Raw genomic sequence first — 19,850 nt, forward strand, 5'->3', positions numbered from 1 at the left:
GGCCGGCCCATTCCAACCACGCGGTTACCTCTGATACCAAATTAGCGAGCTGCGGACTCGAGCAGTGCCTTGACCTCGGCAGCGGTGTTGCAGGCGAGCGCCTTCTCGGCGAGCTCGTCGCACTCGGCCTTGGTCCACTGGCTGATGGTCTTGCGGGCGCGCAGGATGGACGGAGCGCTCATCGAGAACTCCTCCAGGCCCCAGCTGATCAGCAGCGGCTCGAGCAACGGATCGGCAGCGGCCTCGCCGCACATACCGACCATGATGCCGGCCTTCACGCCGCTCTCGATGATGTTCTTGAGCGAGCGGAGCACGGCGGGATAGTAAACCTGGTACAGGTTGGAGATGGTGTCGTTGCCACGGTCGGCACACATGGTGTAGCCGATCAGGTCGTTGGTGCCGATGGAGAAGAAGTCGGCGACCTCGGCCAGGCGGTCAGCGAGCAGCGAGGCTGCAGGCGTCTCGACCATGATGCCGACCTCGATGTTCTCGTTGAACTTGCGGCCCTCTTCGGTCAGCTCGGTCTTGCACTGCTCGACGAGCTCCTTGACAGCCAAGACTTCCTCGACGCAGGTGACGAGCGGGATCATAATCTTGACGTCACCGAAGGCGCTGGCGCGCAGCAGGGCGCGGAGCTGGACCTTGTACTGGTCGGGGTTGGCCAGACAGTAACGCACGGCGCGGAAGCCCATGAAGGGGTTCTCTTCCTTGACCATGTGCAGGTACGGAATCTCCTTGTCGCCACCCACATCGAGCGTGCGGATGATGACCGGAGCGCCCTTGAGCGCGCTGGCGACCTTACGGTAGGCGTTGAACTGCTCCTCCTCGGAAGGAAGCTCAGCAGAGTCCATGAACAGGAACTCGGAACGGAACAGGCCGATAGCCTCGGCATCGTGATCGAGCGCGTTGGGCACGTCATCGGGGTTGCCGATGTTGCAGGCAATGATCTTCTTGATGCCGTCGGCAGTCACGGACGGCTTGCCGCGGAAGGCCTCGAGAGCCGCCTTCTCGGCAGCGAAAGCCTCGGCCTTGGCAGTGTAAGCGGCGAGCGTCTCCTCATCGGGATCGGCCTCGACGATACCCTTGCCACCGTCGACGACAACGGTCATGCCGTTGCGCAGTGCGGTGCAGCTGTTGGAAACCGAAAGGACAGCCGGGATCTCGAGGGCGCGCGCAATGATTGCGGAGTGCGACGTGCGGCCACCAGTCTCGGTGACGATACCGGCAACGTGGGCCTTATCGATCGTGGCGGTCATGGACGGCGTGAGGTCGTGCACGACAACGACGGTGTTCTCGGGCAGGACGGAGAGGTCGACGACCTCCTTGCCCAGCAGCTCGGCCAGAATACCGGTGCGGATGTCGGCGATGTCGGCCGCGCGCAGACGGAACATCTCGTCGTCCATGGACAGGAACATGTTCTCGAACATGGTCGAGGTGTCCATGAGCGCCTGCTCGGCGCAGGTGCCGCCGTCAATGGCGGCGTTGATGGCGTCGGTCATGCCCGGATCCTGAGCTAGGACAATGTGTCCGCTCATGATCTCGGCCTCGGCCTCGCCCACCGTCTCCTTCATGTGGTCGGCCTGAGCCTGGGTCTTCTCGCAGAAGACCGAAAGAGCGGTCTGATAGCGCTCCTTCTCTGCTGCCGAATCAGCAACCTCGTGCGGCTCAAACGTCAAGTCGGGATCGACGGCGACCATAACGGTGCCGATTCCGATGCCCTCGGATGCGTTGACTCCCTGATACATTCCCATTCCTCTCTCCGTGCCATGTGATAAAGCGTTTTGCCATATCCATGACAAAAGAGCGCAGCTACCTTGATACAGGTCACTGCGCCCCCAAGTATGAACTTAATTGTTCAACATGCGACCCGTTTGAGTTCTACTCGCCAAGACCGCTCTTGATGAGCTCGATGGCAGCAGCCAGAGCCTCGGCCTCGTCGGCGCCGTCGCACTTGACCTCGACCTCGGTGCCGCAGGGGATACCAGCAGCCATGAGGGCCATCGGGGACTTGCCGTTGACCTCCTTCTCGGGGGTGACGACCGTCACGTCACAGGCGTACTTGCCCATGGTGGAGGCGAACAGACCAGCCGGACGCATGTGCAGACCCTGAGGATTAACGAGGGTAGCCTTCTCAGAAACCATAGTTGACTCCTTTTTTGTGTTTAACCCCTGTCATGCATGTGGCAGGAGTCAGATTCACGACGTTGTTTATATTAACTCACATCAAACGGTTTTTCATTGTGTTTCGCACGAATTGTTGGACAGATGTCGTTCGCTGTCCGATCGCCTGCCGGGCGGGGCGGTTAAGTTTGCTGCTCTACAGTCCTGCGCAAGACGGAAAGCACATTAAGTGCTTTCCTTTGCGTGCGGAACTCGCGACAAACTTAACCGCCCCGCCCGGCAGGCAAGCTGCGGGAACATGCTTCCGTCCAAGAAATATCGTGCGAAAGGAATTTTGGCTGAAGTTCTGTTCGCGTGGGTGATTTGGTTGATGTGGGCTATCTATGCCCCTGTTGGGGACTGAGGAGTGTCCCGGGGGCTGGCAGGAAAGGAACGTCCCTAGGTGCCGGGGGCATGAAAAAAGGCGAGGGCTCGTAGGGAGTCCTCGCCTTTTTACAGGGGGCGATGTTATTCGCGTACTGCGGAATTAGACCAGGCGGGCGTTGATCGTCTTGGCGATCTCGGCGGCGTCGGTGGAACCCTTGACGGTGGCACGGAAGTCCTCGTCCATGAGCGCCTCGGCGACCTTGGACAGGATCTTGAGGTGCGTAGTGCCGGCCTGGGCACCAGGGATGAGCAGGGCGATAGCCACGTTGACGGGAGCGCCGTCCATGGTGTCCCAACCGGTCACGCCGGATTCGTCCTTGACGACGATGACGGCAGCCTCGGTAATGGCGTCGGACTTAGCATGAGGGATGGCGAACCCCTCCATCATGCCCGTGGTGCCCTCGGCCTCGCGGGCCAGGAAGGCGTTCATCACGGCGTCGGCGTCGCTGGCGATACCGGCCTTGACAGCCTGGTTGGAAACGAAGCTCAGAGCCTCGTCACGAGAAGCGAAGTCCTCGGCGACAAAGACATTCTCGACCTTCACGAAGTCGGCAGCCTCGGCCTTGGGAGCCTCGACGGCAGCGGCCATGGGGGCCTCGACCGGCTGAGCAGCAGCGGCGGGAGCTGACTTCTGGTTCTTCTCGAAGTCGTACTTCTTGAAGGCCACGAACAGGATGCCACCGACCACAGCGCCGATGAGGATCGCGAGGACCCACAGCGGACCGTTCTCGACAACGGGCAGGACCAGGAAGCCGCCGTGAGGCGCCGGATCGTGAACGTTGAACATAATGGTCAGGATCGAAGCGATAGAGGAACCGAGCATCATGATGGGCATGACCGGCCAGATGTTCTTGGTCATGAACGGAATGGCGCCCTCGGTGATGTGGGTGCAACCAAGAATGAGGTTGACGATACCGGCGTCGTGATCCTCCTGGCTGAAGTACTTCTTGCCGACGACGACGGCGAAGGTGGTGATCAGCGGCGGAACGATGCAAGCAGCGGAGACGGCAGCCATGAAGTTGGTGCCGAAATTGTAGGTATCGGTGCCAACGCCAGCAGCCAGTGCCTCGGTGAGCATAGCAGTACCGGTGACGTAAGCAGCCTTGTTGACCGGGCCACCCATGTCAAAGGCGCACATGCAGCCGATGGCAAGACCCAGGACAACGGCGCCAGAGGCGGACAGGCCCTTGAGAAAGTCCATCATGGCGGTGTTGATGGCAGCCATGGGGCCGGAAATGCCGAGCATGACCAGGCCGACGATAGCCGTTGAGAACAGCGGGTACAGGAAGATAGCCTTGAGGCCGTCCAGGTTCTTGGGCAGGCCGGCAAAGACCTTCTCGAGCAGCAGGATGACATAGCCGGCGAGGAAGCCGCCAACGATGCCGCCCAGGAAGCCGAAGCCCACGCCGGCGCCACCGGCGTCGATCATGCCGGTCTCGGCGTTAACAGGCAGGCCCTGAATGGCGATCATACCGGCGACAAAACCAGGGACGAGCGCCGGGCGCTTACCGATGGACTCGGCGATGTAGGCAGAAAGCACGGGAACCATGAGGTTCATGGCGATGCCGCCGATGATCTTGAGCATAGCGGCGAAGGTGTTGTAGTCGGCAGCCGTCGAATCGAAGGACGTGATGCCCCACAGGAACGAAACGGCGGTCAGAACACCACCGGCAACGACGAAGACCAGCATGTGGCTGACGCCGTTCATGAGGTGCTTGTAGATGACGTGGCCGATAGACTCCTTCTCCTCGACCTCGTCTTCGACATCGGCAGCGGCAGCAACCGTGTCGTCACCCTTGGCGGCGAGCGCGCGGTCGATCAGCTTACCGGCGGCCTCGACAGACAGGGCTTTGGAAACACCAACGGAAACCATAGGCTTACCGGCGAAACGCTCCGCCTGGACATCCTTGTCGGCTGCGACGACGACGGCCTTGGCACCAGCGATCTCGCTCTTGGTGAGCTCGTTCTCGACACCGACCTGGCCATGGGTCTCGACCTTAATGGTCAGGCCGCGCTCGGCAGCTGCCTTCTCCAGCGCTTCCTTCGCCATGAAGGTGTGCGCAATGCCGGTCGGGCAACCGGTGGCGGCGATGATGTCAATCTTAGCCATGTGTCCCTCCTTTTTAAGTTTTGCGCCCGCAGGCGCTCCCCTACACGCGCGTCCTTGCGCGCTTTTCCACAACTGAAAGATACCAACCTACCGTCCGCGTGAGAAGAGACAAGGCGCAATTCTCCGGTGAAAGGTTCTTTCATAACCGTAAACGGTAGGTGAAAGTTTACCATCAACACTTGAAACGGCAAGGTGTATCTTGTAATTGAAAATCCCCCTATACAATGACATTACAAAACGAGTCCGATTTTCATGCCAACCAGGAGCCATCCATGACCGATAGTAGCAAGAGCGCACTTTCCCTCATTAGTACCCATCAGGGATACAGCGAGTCCGAGCAGCGCATTGTCGACTATATATTGGAGCACCAGTCCGAGGCGCCACGCCTCACGGCGGCTCAGCTCTCGCGCGCCGCCGCCACGTCCGAGGCGACCGTTTCGCGCTTCTGCCGCAAGCTTGGCTTTGGCAGCTTCCGCAGCTTTCAGTTTTCGTTGGCGAGGGATTTGGAAAGCCAGCGCAACGAGGGCCTGACTGACGAAGTCTCGCTCGACAATATGGAGCAGAGCCTTAAGAACATCCTGGCTGCCAAGGTGAGCGAGCTTAATGCGACTATCGACGGGATCGACCACGATACGCTGGCGGCTGTTGTGCATGCCCTTAAGCATGCAGGGGTTATTGAGTTTGCGGCTGTGGGCAATACGAACGCGGTCGCGCTCGATGCGACGTTTAAGTTTTCGCAGCTGGGCCTGCGCTGCATGGCGAGCACCATTAGCGAGACATCAATCGGCTTTGCGCTCACACTACGCCCCGGCGACGTCATCGTGATCATCTCAAACTCCGGCAAATCGCGCCGACTGAATCGCATGGCAAAAGCGGCTCGCGACTGCGGTGCCACCGTAGTCGTCATCAGCAGCGACAGCAAGTCTCCACTTGCGCGCCTGGCAGACTACACTTTTAATACCGTCAACCACGAGGCGCTGCTGACGACGGGTGACTTTGCGTTCTCCAAGATCAGCGCCACGATGATCATCGAGGTTATCTACAACTTCCTGCTGCCCGAGATTGAAGACGCCCGAGAGCATATCAGCTACTACGAGGAGCTCATCCAACCGGATAAGGTCGTAGAGTAAAACGCGTAGTGGGACAAAATTTCAGTCTATTTTGTCCCACCAACACCGCTGATACGACCTAGGCTCGAGCTTCTTCGAGCATCTGCTTGGCGTGGGCCAAGCTTGCCTCCGACTGATCGCCGCTGAGCATGCGGGCAATCTCGGCGGTACGCGCCTCGCCGGTTACCTCGTCCAAATGCGTCTGGGGAACATCGCCCGGCTCCTTGCTGACAACATAATGCTTGTCGGCCATGACGGCGACCTGCGCCAGGTGGGTTACGACGATGACCTGATGCGTGGCGGCAAGATCGGCCAGCACACCAGCAAGAGCACGAGCCGTGGAACCACCGACACCGGCATCGACCTCGTCAAATACCAGTGTGTCGACGCCGTCAGCATTACCCAAGACCACCTTGCTCGCCAGCATAACGCGACTGAGCTCGCCGCCCGAGGCAATGCGGCGCAGAGGGCGCGGCGTCAATCCGGCACCGCTGCGATACAGAAGCTCGTAGCTCGAAGGGCCCGCCGGCGTCCACTCGGCACGCGGAAGATCACGCGACTCCCAGACCAGCTCAGCGCCGCCCATTTCCAAGCGTGCCATCTGACGGCCAACCTCGTGGCAGAAGCGCGGGGCCGCCGTATTGCGAGCGCGCTTAAGCGCCTTGGCAGCGACAAACAACTCGCGCTCAGCAGCACCAAGTGATTCACGCGCCTTTTTGATCTGTTCATCGCCATCATCGACCAGGGACAGCAGCTCTTGCGAGCGATCGCGCATAGCAAAAACATCGTCCATGGTGGGACCCCACTGACGCAACAGGCCCTTGAGGTCGGAATACCGTTCGCGCATGCGAGCGAGCTCGCGAGGATCGAACGCAACGCCATCGCGATAAGCACGCAGCTCGTTGGCGCAATCCTCGAGTGAGATGCAGGCATCCGAAAGTGCGTCGGCGATGTCACCCAGTTTGCGATCGACGGTAGCCATGCGCGACAGTTCTGCCACGGCGCCGTTCACGGCATCGAGCGCTCCCCCTTCGGCAGCAAGCGATGCATGGGCATCGTTGGCCGTCGCCACCAGCACCTCGGCATGCTCGGAGCGCGGCAGCAGCTCCTCGAGCTCCTCATACTCACCCGGCTTGGGGTCGACCTCGGCGATACGCTCCAGGGCGAAGCGCGCCTCCTCGACGCGACTCCCCTGCGCACGCGACGCCTCCTCTACGCGCCGGACCTCCTTGGCAGCCGCACGCGACGCCTTAAAACAGACATGGTACTTTTCCAGCGCCTCGAGCGCAGAGCGACCAGCCCAGGCATCAACCATGGCAACATGATGCGCCGGATCGAGGAGGCGCTGGTGCTCGTGCTGACCGCAAAGATCCATCATCACGCCGACGCGCTCCGAAAGCTCACGCACGCTGGCGATGCGGCCGTCAATTTTTACGCGGCTGCGGCCCTCGGCAGAAAGGCTACGCTGTACGGTGAACCCCTCCGTGTCGTGCGGACCGTCGAACAGGCGCGCCTCGACGCTCGCAAGCGCCTCGCCCTCGCGCACGGTCGAAGAATCCGCGCGCTCGCCCAAAATGAGCTTAAGCGCCGAGAGCAGCGCAGTCTTGCCGGCGCCGGTCTCGCCGGTCAAAACCGTTAGGCCCGCGCTGGGTACCAGCGTCGCCTCGCGAATGAGCGCAATGTTTGAAACCTGCAGCTCATCGATCATGGCGAACTCCGTAGAACACGCGGCTTACCGAGTTGTAGAAGCTCTCGGGACCGTAATCGAGCAGCAGCACGTCACCGGGACCACGGCGCACGGCCACGCTCTCGACCGTGCCATCGCAGGTAATAAACTGTCCGTCAATGGCAATCGCCGGCACGCTCGGGCGATCATCGGACATAAAGATCTCGACGACATCACTCGGCGAGGTCAAAAAAGCGCGAGCCTGAATGGTATGCGGGGCGATGGGCACACAGACCATACCCGTGTAATCGGGGCTGACGATAGGGCCACCGGCACTCAGCGCGTACCCCGTAGAACCAGTCGCCGTGGACACGACCACGCCATCGCCACGCAAGCGATCGATATGGTGGCCGGAAACCGTGATGTCAAACTCAACCATATCGGACAGGGGGCCGCGCGTAAGTGCCATATCGTTGAGGGCAAACGTGCGCACGACATCCTTCGTGCCGTCTTCGCGCACGGACACGATATCCGCGGCGATGGTGGCGCGGCGGCTCACGTGGAGCTCGCCGGACAGGGCATCGCTCACAACCTGCAGAATGTCGCGCTCCTCGGGGCTCGCAGCAGTTAAAAAGCCCAGGTGACCATAGGAAAGACCAAGGATAGGAATCTCGCGATGGTTGAGGATGCGGGCAGCGCGCAGCAACGTACCGTCGCCGCCGAGCGTAATGACCAGATCTGAGCCATCAATATCAGGCGTGCTTTGAATCTTCGATCGCTGGTCGGCAGCCCATGCGACCTCGTAGCCCTGGCGCGAAAGCCAAAGCTCGAGCATCAGGCCGCTCTCGACCGCCTCTTGCTTATAGTAATTGGGAACCAGAAAGACCTTCATAGCGTTGCAGCTTTCTCGCTCAAAGCCGATACCTGGGATTGCAGCTCATCGTCGGCGCGCTCCCCGGGGACAAACCTTGTGCCGTACAAGAAAAACTCAACGTTGCCCTTAGCGCCATGGATGGGCGACACGCACACGTCAAGCGGGAACAGGCCCTTGGCGGCAAAGAGCTCAATAGCCGCCACGAGCGTATCGCGGCGGACGGCGGGGTCGGTCACGATGCCGCCCTCGCCCACCAGCGCAGCCGGCGCCTCAAACTGGGGCTTTACGAGCGTGCAGAACGAACCCGAAGGCTTCAGGCACGCCAGCACGGCGTCGATGATATTCGCGATGCTGGTAAACGACACATCACACACGGCCAGGTCGATGGCGCCGGCATAGCCAAGCTCGGGCAGTTGCGTCACGTTTGTGCGCTCATGCAGCGTCACGCGATCGTCCTGACGCAACGACCAATCGAACTGGGCGCGACCCACGTCGACCGAGACAACGGTCGCGGCGCCGCGCTTGAGCAGGCAATCGGTAAAGCCGCCGGTAGAGCAGCCCACATCCAGACAGGCAAGGCCCGTCGGATTGATGCCAAACGCATCGAGCGCACCCTCGAGCTTAAGGCCGCCGCGGCCAACATAGGGCATGCGCCCCTTCACGTGCAGTGGCAGGCCCGGGGTCACCTTAAGGCCCGGCGAAGTCAAGCGCTCGCCGCCACTCGAGACCAAGCCGGCCATAAGAGTGCGAAGGGCATCCGCGCGATCGGCGCAGATGCCCTGTGAAATCAGTTCGTCATCGAGACGCACGCGTTTCATGAATGCCATCAACCATTCGTATTCGGAGATGCGGCCTAGCTATCCTGGGATTCGTTTGCCGCATCCTCATCGTATTCCTGCTCGAGCTTATCGGCCTCACGCGGCGTCAACTCGAACTTATCGACCATATCGACCGCTCGGGAGCCAAGCTCAATCGCCTCGTCAAACAGATCGAGTGAACGCTCCAAGGACGTATCCTTGGAGCGAACGGTAGCGATGATCTGATCCAGACGGTCCGAGATCTCATCAAAGTTGCGGACGGAACCCTCTGGCATGGCTACTCCTCGACGGAGTCGACATCAGTCTCGGCAGCATCCGCGCCCTCGGCCAGCACACCAGCCTCAGCCTGGGCAACCGCAACTTTAGCGGCAGCCTCGGCAGCCTGGGCCTCCTCGCGAGCACGATCCTCGGCGAGCAGCTCTTGGTACAGGTCCTCGCCCGGCAGCTCCTCGCTGCGAGCGATCTTGCCCAGCACGCCGTTGACGAACGACGCGGACTGGTCGGTGCCGTAGGCCTTGGCAAGCTCGACGGCCTCGTTGATCACGATGGCGTCCGAGACCTCCTCGTCGGTGAGGAAACGCATCTCATAGACGGCGATACGCAGCAGATTGCGGTCGGCGCCGGGCATGCGCATAAGATCCCAGTTCTTGGCAACGGAGCGCAGAGCGCAGTCGATGCGGTCGATATGCTCGTAAGCACCGCGGCACAGCTCCAGCGCATAGGGGTCGAGGGGACCCTTCGAGATCAGGAAATCGCCCTCGAGGACGCGCTCGAGCGGGCTGTCCGTGACCTCGGCCTGGAACAGCAGCTGCAGCGCCTGACTGCGGGCAAGTGTACGCCCGCGATAAACCTTAAGGCTCAAAGGTTACTCCTTGGGGAAAACGAGGCCGTCGATGCAAACGTCAACGCGCTCGACCTCGACGCCTACCTGGGCATCGATGGCGGCTACCACGGCGGCGCGAACGGCCTCGGCGAGTTTCTTGAACGGATAGCCAAAGAACACCACGACGCGCACGGTGAGTGCAAGCTTGTCGCCGACGACCTCGGCCTCGACCGCCGGCTCGGAAGCCGGGGCCTTGGACGAGAGCATCATGGAGACAAGGTTGGTGGCAAGGTCCTTGACGCCCACGGAGGCGATGCCCTCGACATCCGTGACGGCGCGCGAGACGATGGCGGTCAGAACATCGGGCGAAATGCCGATGCCGTCAATCTTGATTTCCTGGGGCATGAGTCCTCCTAGAAGAGTTGGTTGCTAGACGCGGGAGACGAACTTGCCGTCGCGGGTGTCAACCTTGATGACCTCGCCCTCGTTGAGGTACATGGGGACCTGGATGACAGCGCCAGTGTCGATGGTGGCCGGCTTGGTGGAACCCTGGACGGTGTCGCCCTTAAAGCCCGGGTCGGTCTGGACGATGGCGGTCTCGATGAACATCGGCGGGGTCACGCCCATGAGCTCGTCGTCGGCGAAGAGCAGCTGGCAGATGTCGTTCTCACGCAGCCACTTGGAGTTCTCGCCCACCATGTCCTCGGGAACGGGAACCTGCTCGTAGGACTCGTTGTCCATGAAGATGTAGTCGGTGCCGTCGTTGTAGAGGTACTGGAACTCACGGGTGGTGAGCATGACGCTCTCGAACTTGGTGCCGGCGTTGCAGGTGTTCTCGACGACGCGGCCGCTCTTGATGTCGCGGGTCTTGTAGCGCACAAACGCGCCGCCCTTGCCCGGCTTGACATGCTGGAACTCGACGATGGTGTAGACCTTGTCCTTAATGCGGAGACCGAGGCCGTTCTTGAAGTCGGCGGTAGAAATGGTAGGCATAGCGACCTTTCTTCTTATGGGCAGAACGCACAAGCGTCCAAATTACATACGACCGAAATTATACACTTGCAGACGGCGCCTGCAGCGAGCGCATAAAAAGAGAACGCGGGGCGCCCGAATCATTCCGGACGCCCCGCCCCCAAAGTAGATTTTTGGGACATGCCTAAAAATCTACTTTTGACGCTTCCGCGGTAACGCTCCCAAAAAGGTAGATTTTAAGGCATGTCCCAAAAATCTACCGGAGGGGATTAGCAATCGATGACGTGAAGGTCATGCGGCGTCTTGGTGAAGGGCTCGTAACCGTTCTCGGTGACCACGCCGTAGTCCTCCAGACGCACGCCGCCCACGCCGGGCAGGTAGACGCCGGGCTCCATGGTGATAACCGAGCCGACCTCGATGATATTCTTGCTGCGGTTGAAGTTGGGCAGCTCGTGGATGTCAATGCCCACACCGTGGCCCAAACCATGGTTGTAGTAATCGCCATAGCCGGCATCGCCGATGATCTTCTTGGAGAGCTTGAAGATGTCGTTGCCCTCGACGCCCGGATGGATGGCGGCGACGCACTCCTCGTGCGCACGGCGCACGAGCGCGTACAGGTCGAGCTGTTCGGGCGTGGGCTCGCCCATCACGACGGTACGCGTCATATCGGAGCGATAGTCGCAGTAGCCCGCGCCATAATCCATGAGAACGAAGTCGCCCTTCTCGATCACGCGGTCGCTCGGGACGGCATGCGGGTTGGCGGTATTGGGACCGCTCGCGACGATAGAGCCAAAGGCCAGGCTGTCGGCACCGTTAGCGAACATAAAATTCTCGAGCTCGTTGCGGACCTGCTTCTCGGTCATACCGGGCTTAATATAGCCGAGCATGTGCTGGAAGGCGGCGTCGGTGATCGACTGCGCGTGGCGCATGAGCTCAATCTCCTCGGCGTCCTTGGTAGCGCGCATCCTGCGAATGTCGTCATGCATCAGCGGCAACATGCAGGCGACGGAACGATCCTCCAGACCACGCTGAATGCCCTGGTAAAAGTTAATCTGCATGTCGTCCTCGACAGCGCAGACGCGGCACTTGTTGGCCGCGATCTTGCCGGCGACCCAACCGGGGATGGTGCCCTCGTCCATGTCGTAGACCCAGGGGCTGCCGGCGGGCGTGTTCTCCTCAAAGCTGTTGAGATAGCGCGAGTCGGTATGGAACAGGCACTGGTCGGCCGTAATAAACGCAGCATGCGGGAACTCGAAGGTGTAATCGAAGACGCCCTTGACGCCCGTAAGCCAACGAAGATTGGCCTCGTCGCGCACCACGATGGCGTCGTAACCGCGCTCAACCATCAGGGCACGGACACGCTCGATACGACCGGCAGGACCGGCAGCAAACTCAGACATGCAGATTCCTTTCTTGTTGTCTTCATAAAGACGGAACGGGCTCAATCAACGTACGGAATCGCGAGCGATTCGCAACCGATTGGAAACCCGCCCCTCAACATGATACGAAAGACGATGGATGTCAATAAATCCTAGAGAAGATCTTTGCGAGAAGCCAAGTATGCGTGAACATGGCGGTCGAGAACCTCGTCCTCAACGCTCGTTAGACGAATGGCGCCGAGCGCCGCGGGCAGCGGCAACATGCTACGGTTCGAGCGGACAAACTGCTGCCTGCGGAACTCCTCGACATATGCGGCAGGCTCCAGATCGAAGGCGAGCTCCTCGATACCAAAGTCCTCCAGGCAGTCATCGACCTCAAAGACGTAATCGATATCGAAGTCGCAGGCATCATGTGCTAGGCGCGCCTCAAAGCGCATGCCCTCGGACAACAGCTGGTAGGCAGGAACCTGCGACGCGGCATCGCCCAAGCAGGCGCGCAGGGTACGCTCCCCCGTCTTGCCAAAGTCTAGAGCGTGGCGGGCGCTGGGATTCGTAGCCATCAGTACGTCCTTACGGGCAGTCTGAGACCACTGAACGGCATTGACGAGCGCGACCTCCTCGCCCGCAAGAATCTCGGGGACGGTCTCGGCAAACTGATTCCATCGGGACTTGCTGCTCGAAAGCATGGTGCCAGCAAGTACCACATAGCCGAGTTTGAGGTCATCGGGGTCCGCCTCGCGAACAAGATCGAGGTCACACACGACCAAGCCCGGCTCGGGACGGAACGCGATAGCGGGAAGCGCATTCTCCGACGAGGCGACGAGCGGCTTCATGGTCGTCGCGACCGTGAGCATGGCGTCGAACGTCGTCGGCAGCAAGGCGCACTCGGTGCGACCGCACCACTGATTGGCACACCAGCAAACGACTGAGCAGGTCGCCGTGTCGCCGACAGCGACAACGAGATCGTCACAGGTAATGCCATTAGCCGACAGGGCGCCAAAGACGGTATCGGCATCGACCAGCGTAGCACCGGCAGGCGAAACCTCGAGGACGAGCAACGACACAGCAAAACCGGCGTCAACCAGTGCATGCTCGACAGCCTCGCCAAAACGCTCGGATGCGGCGTCGTTCCAAACCACCATCGCGCGCTTAGGCTTGCCCACAACCGAGGCAAACATGCGCGGCAGCTCATCGAACGCGCCCAATCCGACACGGACATCGACACTGCGGTTTTGGAAATTGATAAGTTGGCGGCGAATCATAGCAGTCCACGCTCCAAAAGCATCTCGGCACAAAGGTAGGAAACGTCCTCGAAGGACTTGTTGCGAATATCTAGGGTAATATCGGCGGCTTGGCGATACAGCGGACGGCGATGCTCAAACAGGCGCGCAGCATGCTCGGGCGAGCGGAAATCGGGCCGGGTATCAGAACGGCGAATCTGGCGCAACGAGTCCTCAAAGACGCCCTCGAGGTACACGCATGTACCCATCTCGTGCATCAGTTCAATGTTCACCGGCGTCTCGACGATGCCACCCCCGCACGACACCAGCAGGCTGCGTTCGCTTTGAAGCGAACGGAGCGCCGAGGTCTCGAGCTCGCGAAAACGATCCTCGCCCTCGGTCTCAAATATCTCGGTCACCGACTTGCCGCATCGACGCACGACCAAACGATCGGTATCGATAAATCGACGCTTGAACATAGTGCCCACGTTACGCGCGAGCGTCGACTTGCCCGCACCCAAAAAGCCGATAAAGAAGATATGGTCGCAGCCGTGTTTGATGTGCTGAGACATGGCGAAACCTATTCCTCGCAGGGAAGGTCGCGCAGGGCCCGGCGCTCAAAGATGCGGAAGATCTGCGTGTACCACAGGTCCTGGGTTGCCTGCGGCTTGACCAGAATTGTGTCAACGCCGGCAAAATTACCGCTCCACACGTCCGTGTACAGCTGATCGCCGATCAGCACCGCCTCGTCTGCCGTGGCGCCGAGGCACTTAAGGCCCGCCTTCAGGGCAAAGGGGGCGGGCTTCATGGCGTGGCTGATGGCCTCGAGTCCCAGCTCGCGTGCAGAGCTCATGACCTGATCGCGATGCCAGTTGTTGGACACCATGCACAGCTTAAAGCCTTTGGCGCGGGCGGCGTCGAGCCAAGCGGAAACCGCAGCGGGAGCCTGCTCGGTGTCGCGCGGCACCAGAGTGTTATCGCGATCGAGCAGAATGGCGCGTTTGCCGTCGGCCCACAGGGTATCAAGGTCGATGCGATCGACCGAGGCAACGTATCGTTTGGGGCTAAAAATCCTCATGCTAATTCCAAGACTGTTGATGCTCTTCGTAGGTTTGCGAGAAGTACTCCTCGCCCTGCGTAATGTAGAAATACAGGTCATCGGAGTCGGTCGGCTCAAGCGTGGCCTTGAGTGCCTCGAGCGACGGAGAGCAGATGGGCGTGGGCGGCAGGCCCTCGTGCTTATAGGTGTTATACGGGCTATCGCTCTGCAGGTCGTCGGCGGTAACCTCGCCACCGGTGACATACATCATGGTCGCATCGCTGTTGAGATAGCGCAGACCGTCGAGCTTGCCGGCAAGGCGGTTGTAGAAGACCGAGGCCACGTGCGCACGTTGATCGGCGTTGAGGCCCTCGCGCTCAACGATAGAGGCCAAGTTAACGATGTCGTAGTCGGACATCTCCACACCGTAGCGCTCCTTGATCTTGGCTTCGCAGCTCGCAAAGTCAAGCGACTTGTACTCAGTCTTAAACTGATCGAGCATGGCGCGAATCACGTCATCGGCCGTCGGCGAATCACCCAACGAATAGGTCTTGGGGAACAAGAAACCCTCGAGCGAGTCGTTGGCGGCGCCCTTAAGGAAGCTATAGTCATCCACGTAATTGGAGGCCTTAGCCTGGTTGAGGAAGTCTTCCTTAGAGATGCTGTCGTAGGCCTGGGCCACACGGTCGGCGACTTGATCGACCGTCAGGCCCTCAGGGATAGTCAGCGCATTGGAGCCCGCGTTAGGACCTTCCATGAGCTGCTGAACAACCTTGGTCGCATCCATGAGCGTGGTGAACGAGTAGGTGCCAGGCTTAAGCGACATATCGGCGTTGAGCTTTTTCACCGCCGCGTAGTAATCCTTGGGATTTTCGACGATATGGTTCTCGGAGAGAATCGAGGCGATCGCATCACCCGAAGCACCGTCGGGAATGGTCACCGTAACCTGCTGACCAGCCGTGACCTTCGTATCCTCACCGGCAAAGAAGCCCTTGACGGCAGGCACGACAAAGAAAGCGATAGTAGCAAGCGCGATAACGGCCACCACAACGCCGATGATCATAGGAACCGGAGAACTCTTCTTTTGAGCACCGCGACGAGCATGCGTGTTGTAGCTCGAGCGAGTCGCCGGAGCAACGCCATGCGAACCGCGAGCGTGATGCGAATGCGATTGGGGGACCTGCGTTCGCTGGGTAGGTACCTGTTGCTTAAAGCGAGCACCGCCTGCAGGCTGAGCCGAACGAGCAGTGGGCTGCTGAGCCGCGTGAGAAGCCGGATACTGAACCGAACGAGCAGAAGGCTGCTGACCCGTCCGTTGAACAGGTTGGGCCGAACGAGAGGAGGACTGCACCGGGCGCGCGGCAGACTGAGCTGCGCGCTGGGTCGGCTGTGCCGGACGCTGGCCAGGCTGGGCAGGGCGCGACGCCGGCTGACGTGTACGATTCGGCTGGCGCGGATCGGGAGCGCTAGGCATGCGAAACCTCCTCGTTTTTACGATCAAGCCACGTCTGCAAAAACAGGCTGGCGGCAATCATGTCAATCTTGCCCCTCATCTGTTTTTCGTTGAGGCCCTGCTCGCGCAGGATACGCTTGGCCTCTTGCGAGGACAGGCGCTCGTCCTCAAACTCCAACGGAAGATCGAGCTCGTCGGCAATCTTTTGCGCAACAGCGGCAACACGCTCGGCCTGGGGACCGGGCTCACCGGCCATGGTCAGGGGACGCCCACTTACCAGGATATCGGGCTCATAGTCCTCGACCAGGTAGCGGAACGTCTTGGCCATACCGGTGACCTCTGCAGCCGGGAGCACCTTGACAGGCATCGCCATCTTGCCATCACGGCTCGAGACGGCGATGCCGATCCTGGTCTCCCCTATGTCCAGCGCAAGCGCGACCACAGCGATTACCTAGATTCTTAGGCGCCGAGCGCGGTCTTAGCGGCCGCGAGGGCATCGGCGATGCCGGCGGCGTTCTTGCCACCGGCCTGGGCCATGTTGGGACGGCCGCCACCACGACCGTCGACCAGGCCCGCGATCTGCTTGATCACGTTGCCGGCGTGGAAACCGGCCTTGACAGCGTCATCAGAGCCGGCGGCGAGCAGGGCCGGGGTGCCCTTCTCGGTCACGCTGGCGACGACGCAGGCGACAGGACCGGCGACCTTCTGGTGCACGGTATCCCAGACGTTGCGCAGGTCGGCAGCCTCAAGGCCCTGGAGCTCAGCGACGACGAGCTTGAAGCCGTCGAGCTCGACGGCGCCCTCGATGGCGCTGGAGATAGCGTCGGAGGAGCCACCGGTCAGCGCCTTCTTGAGCTTGTTGGAAGTCTCGCGCAGCTCGGCCTGCAGGTTCTCCACGCGGGCGGGAACCTCATCCACGCGGCACTTGAGCGCAGCAGCGGCGGCGTCGACGAGCGCCAGACGGTCGGCCATGTAGTCGAGAGCACCCTTAGAGGTCACGGCCTCAATGCGGCGGACGTTGGAGCCCGTAGAGGACTCGGAAATGATCTTGAACAGGCCGATCTCGGCGGTGTTGGCGGCATGGGTGCCACCGCAGAGCTCACGGGAGAACGGCTGGTCCTCGGCGCCCACAGAGACAACGCGGACGACGTCGCCATACTTCTCGCCAAACAGGGCGACAGCACCGGCGGCCTTGGCCTCGTCGATGCCCATGACGCGGGTCACGACCGGCTTGGAGGCGAAGATCTGCTGGTTGACCAGGTCCTCGACAGCCTTGAGCTGCTCGGAGGACAGGGCCTCGAAGTGCGTGAAGTCAAAGCGCAGGTGCTCGGGCGTCACCAGCGAGCCAGCCTGGGAGACATGCTCGCCCAGTACCTGCTTAAGCGCAGCGTCGAGCAGGTGGGTGGCGGTGTGGTTACGGCGCAGGAAACCACGGCGCTCGGCGTCGAGCGCGGCGGTCACGGTAGCACCGACGGTCAATGTGCCCTCGGCAACGTGGGCGACGTGAGCATACAGGCCATTGTGGTTCTTGGTATCGGAAACGGTCAGCGCAACGCCCTCGGCGAAAAGCTCGCCGGCATCGCCCTGCTGGCCACCCATCTCGGCGTAGAACGGGGTGCGGTCGAGCACGACCTCGACGTCCTCGCCCGCAGCGGCGGACTCGACGGACTCACCGTTGCGAACGATAGCGACAACTTTGGCATCCTCGATCACATCGTTGTCATAGCCGTCGAACTCGGTCGCGGCAACCTTGTCGGAAAGCTCGACCCACACGTCGTTGAAGCTGCCCCAAGCATCGCCCTTGGCGTTGGCGCGGGCGCGGGCCTTCTGGTCCTCCATGCAAGCGGTGAAGCCGTCCATATCGACGTTGTGACCGGCGGTGCCGGCGATCTCGACGGTCAGGTCGATGGGGAAACCAAAGGTGTCGTGCAGCTTAAAGGCAACGTCGCCCGGAAGGACAGTACCCTCGGCAAGCGCGGCCAGGGCCTCGTCCAGGTAGACGCGACCGTTGTCGAGCGTCGTGGAGAAACGCTCCTCCTCGGAAGCGACGATACCCTTGACGAGCGCGACGTTCTTGAGCAGCTCGGGATAGGCCTCGCCCATCTGGGCGTTGACCTCATCAATGAACTTGGTCAGGAAGGCGCCCTCGATGCCCAGCAGGCGACCGTGGAACACGGCACGGCGGAGCAGGCGGCGAAGGACGTACTCGCGACCCTCGTTACCGGGGAGAATGCCGTCCGAGATCATAAAGTCGACGGCACGAGAGTGATCCGCGATGATGCGCAGGGAGCGGCTGGCACCGGAGTAATCGTCGGCGTCATAGGTCTTGCCGCTGATCTTCTCGCCCAGCTTGATGAGGTGCTGCATCAGATCGCCGTCGTAATTAGCGGTCTTGTGCTGCATGATGGCGGCCATGCGCTCCAGACCCATGCCCGTATCGAGGTTGCGGTGCGGCAGCTCCGGCATGGAGCCATCCTCCTGGCGGTCGTACTGGGTAAACACGAGGTTCCAGAACTCAAGGAAGCGATCGCAGTCGCAGCCAGGCTTGCAGTCGGGGCTGCCGCAACCGACCTCCTCGCCCATGTCAAAGTAGATCTCGGAGCACGGACCGCAGGGGCCGGTGGGGCCAGCAGCCCAGAAGTTGTCGTCCTCGCCCAGACGCGAGATGTGATCCTCGGCAACGCCCAGGGAGCGCCACACGTCATGTGTCTCGTCGTCCTCGGTAAAGACGGTGAAGTACAGACGGTCGAGCGGCAGCTTGAACTCCTTGGTGATGAGCTCAAAGGCCCAAGCGCAGGCCTGCTGCTTGGAGACGCCACCAAAGGAGAAGTCGCCGAGCATCTCGAAGAAGGACAGGTGACGGCCGTCCTCGCCGATGCAGTCGATGTCGTTGGTGCGGACGCACTTCTGGCAGGAGATCGCGCCGATCTCCTTCATGGTCTTCTTGCCCTGGTAATACTCCTTAAACTGGTTCATGCCGGCGTTGGCAAGCAGCAGCGAAGGGTCGTCGGGGACGAGGGACGAAGAAGGATAGAGCTTAAGACCGCGCTCCTCAAAGAAGTTAAGGAACTTGGAGCGGATCTCGGCCGTAGTCATTGACGGGTAGTCAGCACTCATAGAGGGAATCTCCTCGATTTCACATCGAAACAGTTCAAACGTAACGATATTACCATCCCACCGCGCAAGTGCAAAAAAGAGGGCCGCCAAACAGCGACCCTCCAGCGAAAGTGCACGTTATTCAGTACTGTGCGATCCTTTGAAAAAGGACTGCTGTAGAATTACATATAAGAGTCACCCGGAAGGAGCGATCGATGAAAAGTAAACGATTTGTCCTGAATGCACTTCTGGTACTAGCACTTTTAGCGCTCTTGGCCTTCTCCTGCTGGTACGCAAACCAACCAGCATTTGGCTACGTATTGTATGCAGTAATGTCCGGCGATAAGGCTTATTACACTCTACGCGCAATTGACGTTCTCTTTTTCTATGTAGCCGGCCCCTTATCAATCGCTTTGCTCGCGTTTATTGTCATTTACAACTTCAAGAAACGTTAATAGGGCCTATTTAGAATCCGAATCGTCCATGGAGCCGTCGATGCCGGTTTTGGTATCGTCGTCCGAGTTGGAGTCATCGTCCTTGGCGAAGGGATTCTTGAAGAAGCCCGTGGCATCGGGTTGCAAACCCGAGAGCTTTGCTGATGTGTGATAAAGAAGTAGTAGAAGTGTAAAAAATTTGGCTCTGTTAGACCGGAATTGACACGACCGGCCGCTCCCTTGCCCTCAAGTTGATCTATCGCGGCCGTTGGGGCGAGCCGGTGCCATCCTCGTCGGCCTTCTCGGCGGG

General features: G+C 60.5%; 19 protein-coding genes. 2 read left to right on the forward strand and 17 right to left on the reverse strand.

Annotation, left to right across the window (positions count from 1 at the left end; translation table 11 throughout):
• Positions 1–41 precede the first annotated feature (41 nt).
• From ptsP to AQ996_RS01625, 3 genes are all read right to left on the reverse strand, one after another.
• The gene (gene ptsP, locus AQ996_RS01615; RefSeq protein WP_055250441.1) at positions 42–1,745 is read right to left on the reverse strand and encodes a phosphoenolpyruvate--protein phosphotransferase; all 1,704 of its coding nucleotides are present in this window, start codon (positions 1,743–1,745) and stop codon (positions 42–44) included.
• A gap of 133 nt (positions 1,746–1,878) precedes the next feature.
• The gene (locus AQ996_RS01620) at positions 1,879–2,142 is read right to left on the reverse strand and encodes an HPr family phosphocarrier protein (RefSeq protein ID WP_022094575.1); all 264 of its coding nucleotides are present in this window, start codon (positions 2,140–2,142) and stop codon (positions 1,879–1,881) included.
• A gap of 505 nt (positions 2,143–2,647) precedes the next feature.
• On the reverse strand, positions 2,648–4,657 hold the full coding sequence (locus tag AQ996_RS01625; RefSeq protein ID WP_055250443.1) for a fructose-specific PTS transporter subunit EIIC: 2,010 nt from the start codon (positions 4,655–4,657) through the stop codon (positions 2,648–2,650).
• Positions 4,658–4,929: 272 nt separating this feature from the next.
• Between AQ996_RS01625 and AQ996_RS01630 the strand changes: the two genes are divergently transcribed.
• Positions 4,930–5,787: a MurR/RpiR family transcriptional regulator gene (locus tag AQ996_RS01630; protein ID WP_055250445.1), complete on the forward strand. Its 858-nt coding sequence runs from the start codon at positions 4,930–4,932 to the stop codon at positions 5,785–5,787.
• A 58-nt stretch (positions 5,788–5,845) separates the two neighbouring features.
• On the opposite strand, the gene AQ996_RS01635 is transcribed toward AQ996_RS01630, so the two are convergent.
• From AQ996_RS01635 to alaS, 14 genes are all read right to left on the reverse strand, one after another.
• The gene (locus AQ996_RS01635; protein WP_055250447.1) at positions 5,846–7,474 is read right to left on the reverse strand and encodes a DNA repair protein RecN; all 1,629 of its coding nucleotides are present in this window, start codon (positions 7,472–7,474) and stop codon (positions 5,846–5,848) included.
• Entirely contained in the window at positions 7,464–8,324 is an 861-nt protein-coding gene (locus tag AQ996_RS01640; protein WP_055250448.1) for an NAD(+)/NADH kinase, read from the reverse strand. Before AQ996_RS01640 ends, AQ996_RS01635 begins: the two co-directional genes overlap by 11 nt.
• On the reverse strand, positions 8,321–9,124 hold the full coding sequence (locus AQ996_RS01645) for a TlyA family RNA methyltransferase (protein ID WP_055250478.1): 804 nt from the start codon (positions 9,122–9,124) through the stop codon (positions 8,321–8,323). Before AQ996_RS01645 ends, AQ996_RS01640 begins: the two co-directional genes overlap by 4 nt.
• A gap of 35 nt (positions 9,125–9,159) precedes the next feature.
• Positions 9,160–9,399 carry an exodeoxyribonuclease VII small subunit gene (locus tag AQ996_RS01650; protein ID WP_006233978.1) on the reverse strand — a complete coding sequence of 80 codons (240 nt, stop codon included), beginning with the start codon at positions 9,397–9,399 and terminating at the stop codon, positions 9,160–9,162.
• A gap of 2 nt (positions 9,400–9,401) precedes the next feature.
• Positions 9,402–9,986 (reverse strand): transcription antitermination factor NusB, encoded by a 585-nt coding sequence (nusB, locus tag AQ996_RS01655; RefSeq protein ID WP_082435475.1) that lies wholly within the window; start codon positions 9,984–9,986, stop codon positions 9,402–9,404.
• 3 nt (positions 9,987–9,989) lie between these two features.
• On the reverse strand, positions 9,990–10,352 hold the full coding sequence (locus tag AQ996_RS01660) for an Asp23/Gls24 family envelope stress response protein (RefSeq protein ID WP_055250450.1): 363 nt from the start codon (positions 10,350–10,352) through the stop codon (positions 9,990–9,992).
• A 24-nt stretch (positions 10,353–10,376) separates the two neighbouring features.
• Positions 10,377–10,940 (reverse strand): elongation factor P, encoded by a 564-nt coding sequence (gene efp, locus AQ996_RS01665; protein WP_055250452.1) that lies wholly within the window; start codon positions 10,938–10,940, stop codon positions 10,377–10,379.
• Between the two features lie 248 nt (positions 10,941–11,188).
• On the reverse strand, positions 11,189–12,319 hold the full coding sequence (locus AQ996_RS01670; RefSeq protein ID WP_055250454.1) for a M24 family metallopeptidase: 1,131 nt from the start codon (positions 12,317–12,319) through the stop codon (positions 11,189–11,191).
• 131 nt (positions 12,320–12,450) lie between these two features.
• Positions 12,451–13,560, reverse strand: coding sequence for a hypothetical protein (locus AQ996_RS01675; protein ID WP_055250456.1), 1,110 nt, complete (start codon positions 13,558–13,560; stop codon positions 12,451–12,453).
• Positions 13,557–14,090: a shikimate kinase gene (locus AQ996_RS01680; RefSeq protein WP_055250458.1), complete on the reverse strand. Its 534-nt coding sequence runs from the start codon at positions 14,088–14,090 to the stop codon at positions 13,557–13,559. Before AQ996_RS01680 ends, AQ996_RS01675 begins: the two co-directional genes overlap by 4 nt.
• Before the next feature lie 8 nt (positions 14,091–14,098).
• Positions 14,099–14,596, reverse strand: a complete 498-nt coding sequence (locus tag AQ996_RS01685; RefSeq protein WP_055250460.1) for a YqeG family HAD IIIA-type phosphatase — start codon at positions 14,594–14,596, stop codon at positions 14,099–14,101.
• Position 14,597: 1 nt separating this feature from the next.
• The gene (mltG, locus tag AQ996_RS01690) at positions 14,598–16,031 is read right to left on the reverse strand and encodes an endolytic transglycosylase MltG (protein WP_253274582.1); all 1,434 of its coding nucleotides are present in this window, start codon (positions 16,029–16,031) and stop codon (positions 14,598–14,600) included.
• Positions 16,024–16,452 (reverse strand): Holliday junction resolvase RuvX, encoded by a 429-nt coding sequence (ruvX, locus tag AQ996_RS01695; RefSeq protein ID WP_035138185.1) that lies wholly within the window; start codon positions 16,450–16,452, stop codon positions 16,024–16,026. The genes mltG and ruvX overlap by 8 nt, the downstream gene beginning before the upstream one ends.
• A 17-nt stretch (positions 16,453–16,469) precedes the next feature.
• Positions 16,470–19,127: an alanine--tRNA ligase gene (alaS, locus tag AQ996_RS01700; RefSeq protein WP_055250464.1), complete on the reverse strand. Its 2,658-nt coding sequence runs from the start codon at positions 19,125–19,127 to the stop codon at positions 16,470–16,472.
• Positions 19,128–19,321: 194 nt separating this feature from the next.
• Here alaS and AQ996_RS01705 point away from each other — a divergent pair, with 194 nt between their 5' ends.
• A complete protein-coding gene (locus AQ996_RS01705) occupies positions 19,322–19,561 on the forward strand; it encodes a hypothetical protein (RefSeq protein ID WP_055250466.1) in 240 nt (79 codons plus the stop codon).
• The last annotated feature ends 289 nt before the right edge of the window (positions 19,562–19,850 follow it).

Source organism: Collinsella aerofaciens, assembly GCF_001404695.1.
Classification (GTDB): Bacteria; Actinomycetota; Coriobacteriia; order Coriobacteriales; family Coriobacteriaceae; genus Collinsella; species Collinsella aerofaciens_E.

What these genes read in the sequence shown, in the direction of transcription:
- ptsP (WP_055250441.1), bottom strand. Translation starts at nt 1,745, where the DNA reads ATGTATCAGGGAGTCAACGCATCCGAGGGCATCGGAATCGGCACCGTT.
- AQ996_RS01620 (WP_022094575.1), bottom strand. Translation starts at nt 2,142, where the DNA reads ATGGTTTCTGAGAAGGCTACCCTCGTTAATCCTCAGGGTCTGCACATG.
- AQ996_RS01625 (WP_055250443.1), bottom strand. Translation starts at nt 4,657, where the DNA reads ATGGCTAAGATTGACATCATCGCCGCCACCGGTTGCCCGACCGGCATT.
- AQ996_RS01630 (WP_055250445.1), top strand. Translation starts at nt 4,930, where the DNA reads ATGACCGATAGTAGCAAGAGCGCACTTTCCCTCATTAGTACCCATCAG.
- AQ996_RS01635 (WP_055250447.1), bottom strand. Translation starts at nt 7,474, where the DNA reads ATGATCGATGAGCTGCAGGTTTCAAACATTGCGCTCATTCGCGAGGCG.
- AQ996_RS01640 (WP_055250448.1), bottom strand. Translation starts at nt 8,324, where the DNA reads ATGAAGGTCTTTCTGGTTCCCAATTACTATAAGCAAGAGGCGGTCGAG.
- AQ996_RS01645 (WP_055250478.1), bottom strand. Translation starts at nt 9,124, where the DNA reads ATGAAACGCGTGCGTCTCGATGACGAACTGATTTCACAGGGCATCTGC.
- AQ996_RS01650 (WP_006233978.1), bottom strand. Translation starts at nt 9,399, where the DNA reads ATGCCAGAGGGTTCCGTCCGCAACTTTGATGAGATCTCGGACCGTCTG.
- AQ996_RS01660 (WP_055250450.1), bottom strand. Translation starts at nt 10,352, where the DNA reads ATGCCCCAGGAAATCAAGATTGACGGCATCGGCATTTCGCCCGATGTT.
- efp (WP_055250452.1), bottom strand. Translation starts at nt 10,940, where the DNA reads ATGCCTACCATTTCTACCGCCGACTTCAAGAACGGCCTCGGTCTCCGC.
- AQ996_RS01670 (WP_055250454.1), bottom strand. Translation starts at nt 12,319, where the DNA reads ATGTCTGAGTTTGCTGCCGGTCCTGCCGGTCGTATCGAGCGTGTCCGT.
- AQ996_RS01675 (WP_055250456.1), bottom strand. Translation starts at nt 13,560, where the DNA reads ATGATTCGCCGCCAACTTATCAATTTCCAAAACCGCAGTGTCGATGTC.
- AQ996_RS01680 (WP_055250458.1), bottom strand. Translation starts at nt 14,090, where the DNA reads ATGTCTCAGCACATCAAACACGGCTGCGACCATATCTTCTTTATCGGC.
- AQ996_RS01685 (WP_055250460.1), bottom strand. Translation starts at nt 14,596, where the DNA reads ATGAGGATTTTTAGCCCCAAACGATACGTTGCCTCGGTCGATCGCATC.
- mltG (WP_253274582.1), bottom strand. Translation starts at nt 16,031, where the DNA reads ATGCCTAGCGCTCCCGATCCGCGCCAGCCGAATCGTACACGTCAGCCG.
- alaS (WP_055250464.1), bottom strand. Translation starts at nt 19,127, where the DNA reads ATGAGTGCTGACTACCCGTCAATGACTACGGCCGAGATCCGCTCCAAG.
- AQ996_RS01705 (WP_055250466.1), top strand. Translation starts at nt 19,322, where the DNA reads ATGAAAAGTAAACGATTTGTCCTGAATGCACTTCTGGTACTAGCACTT.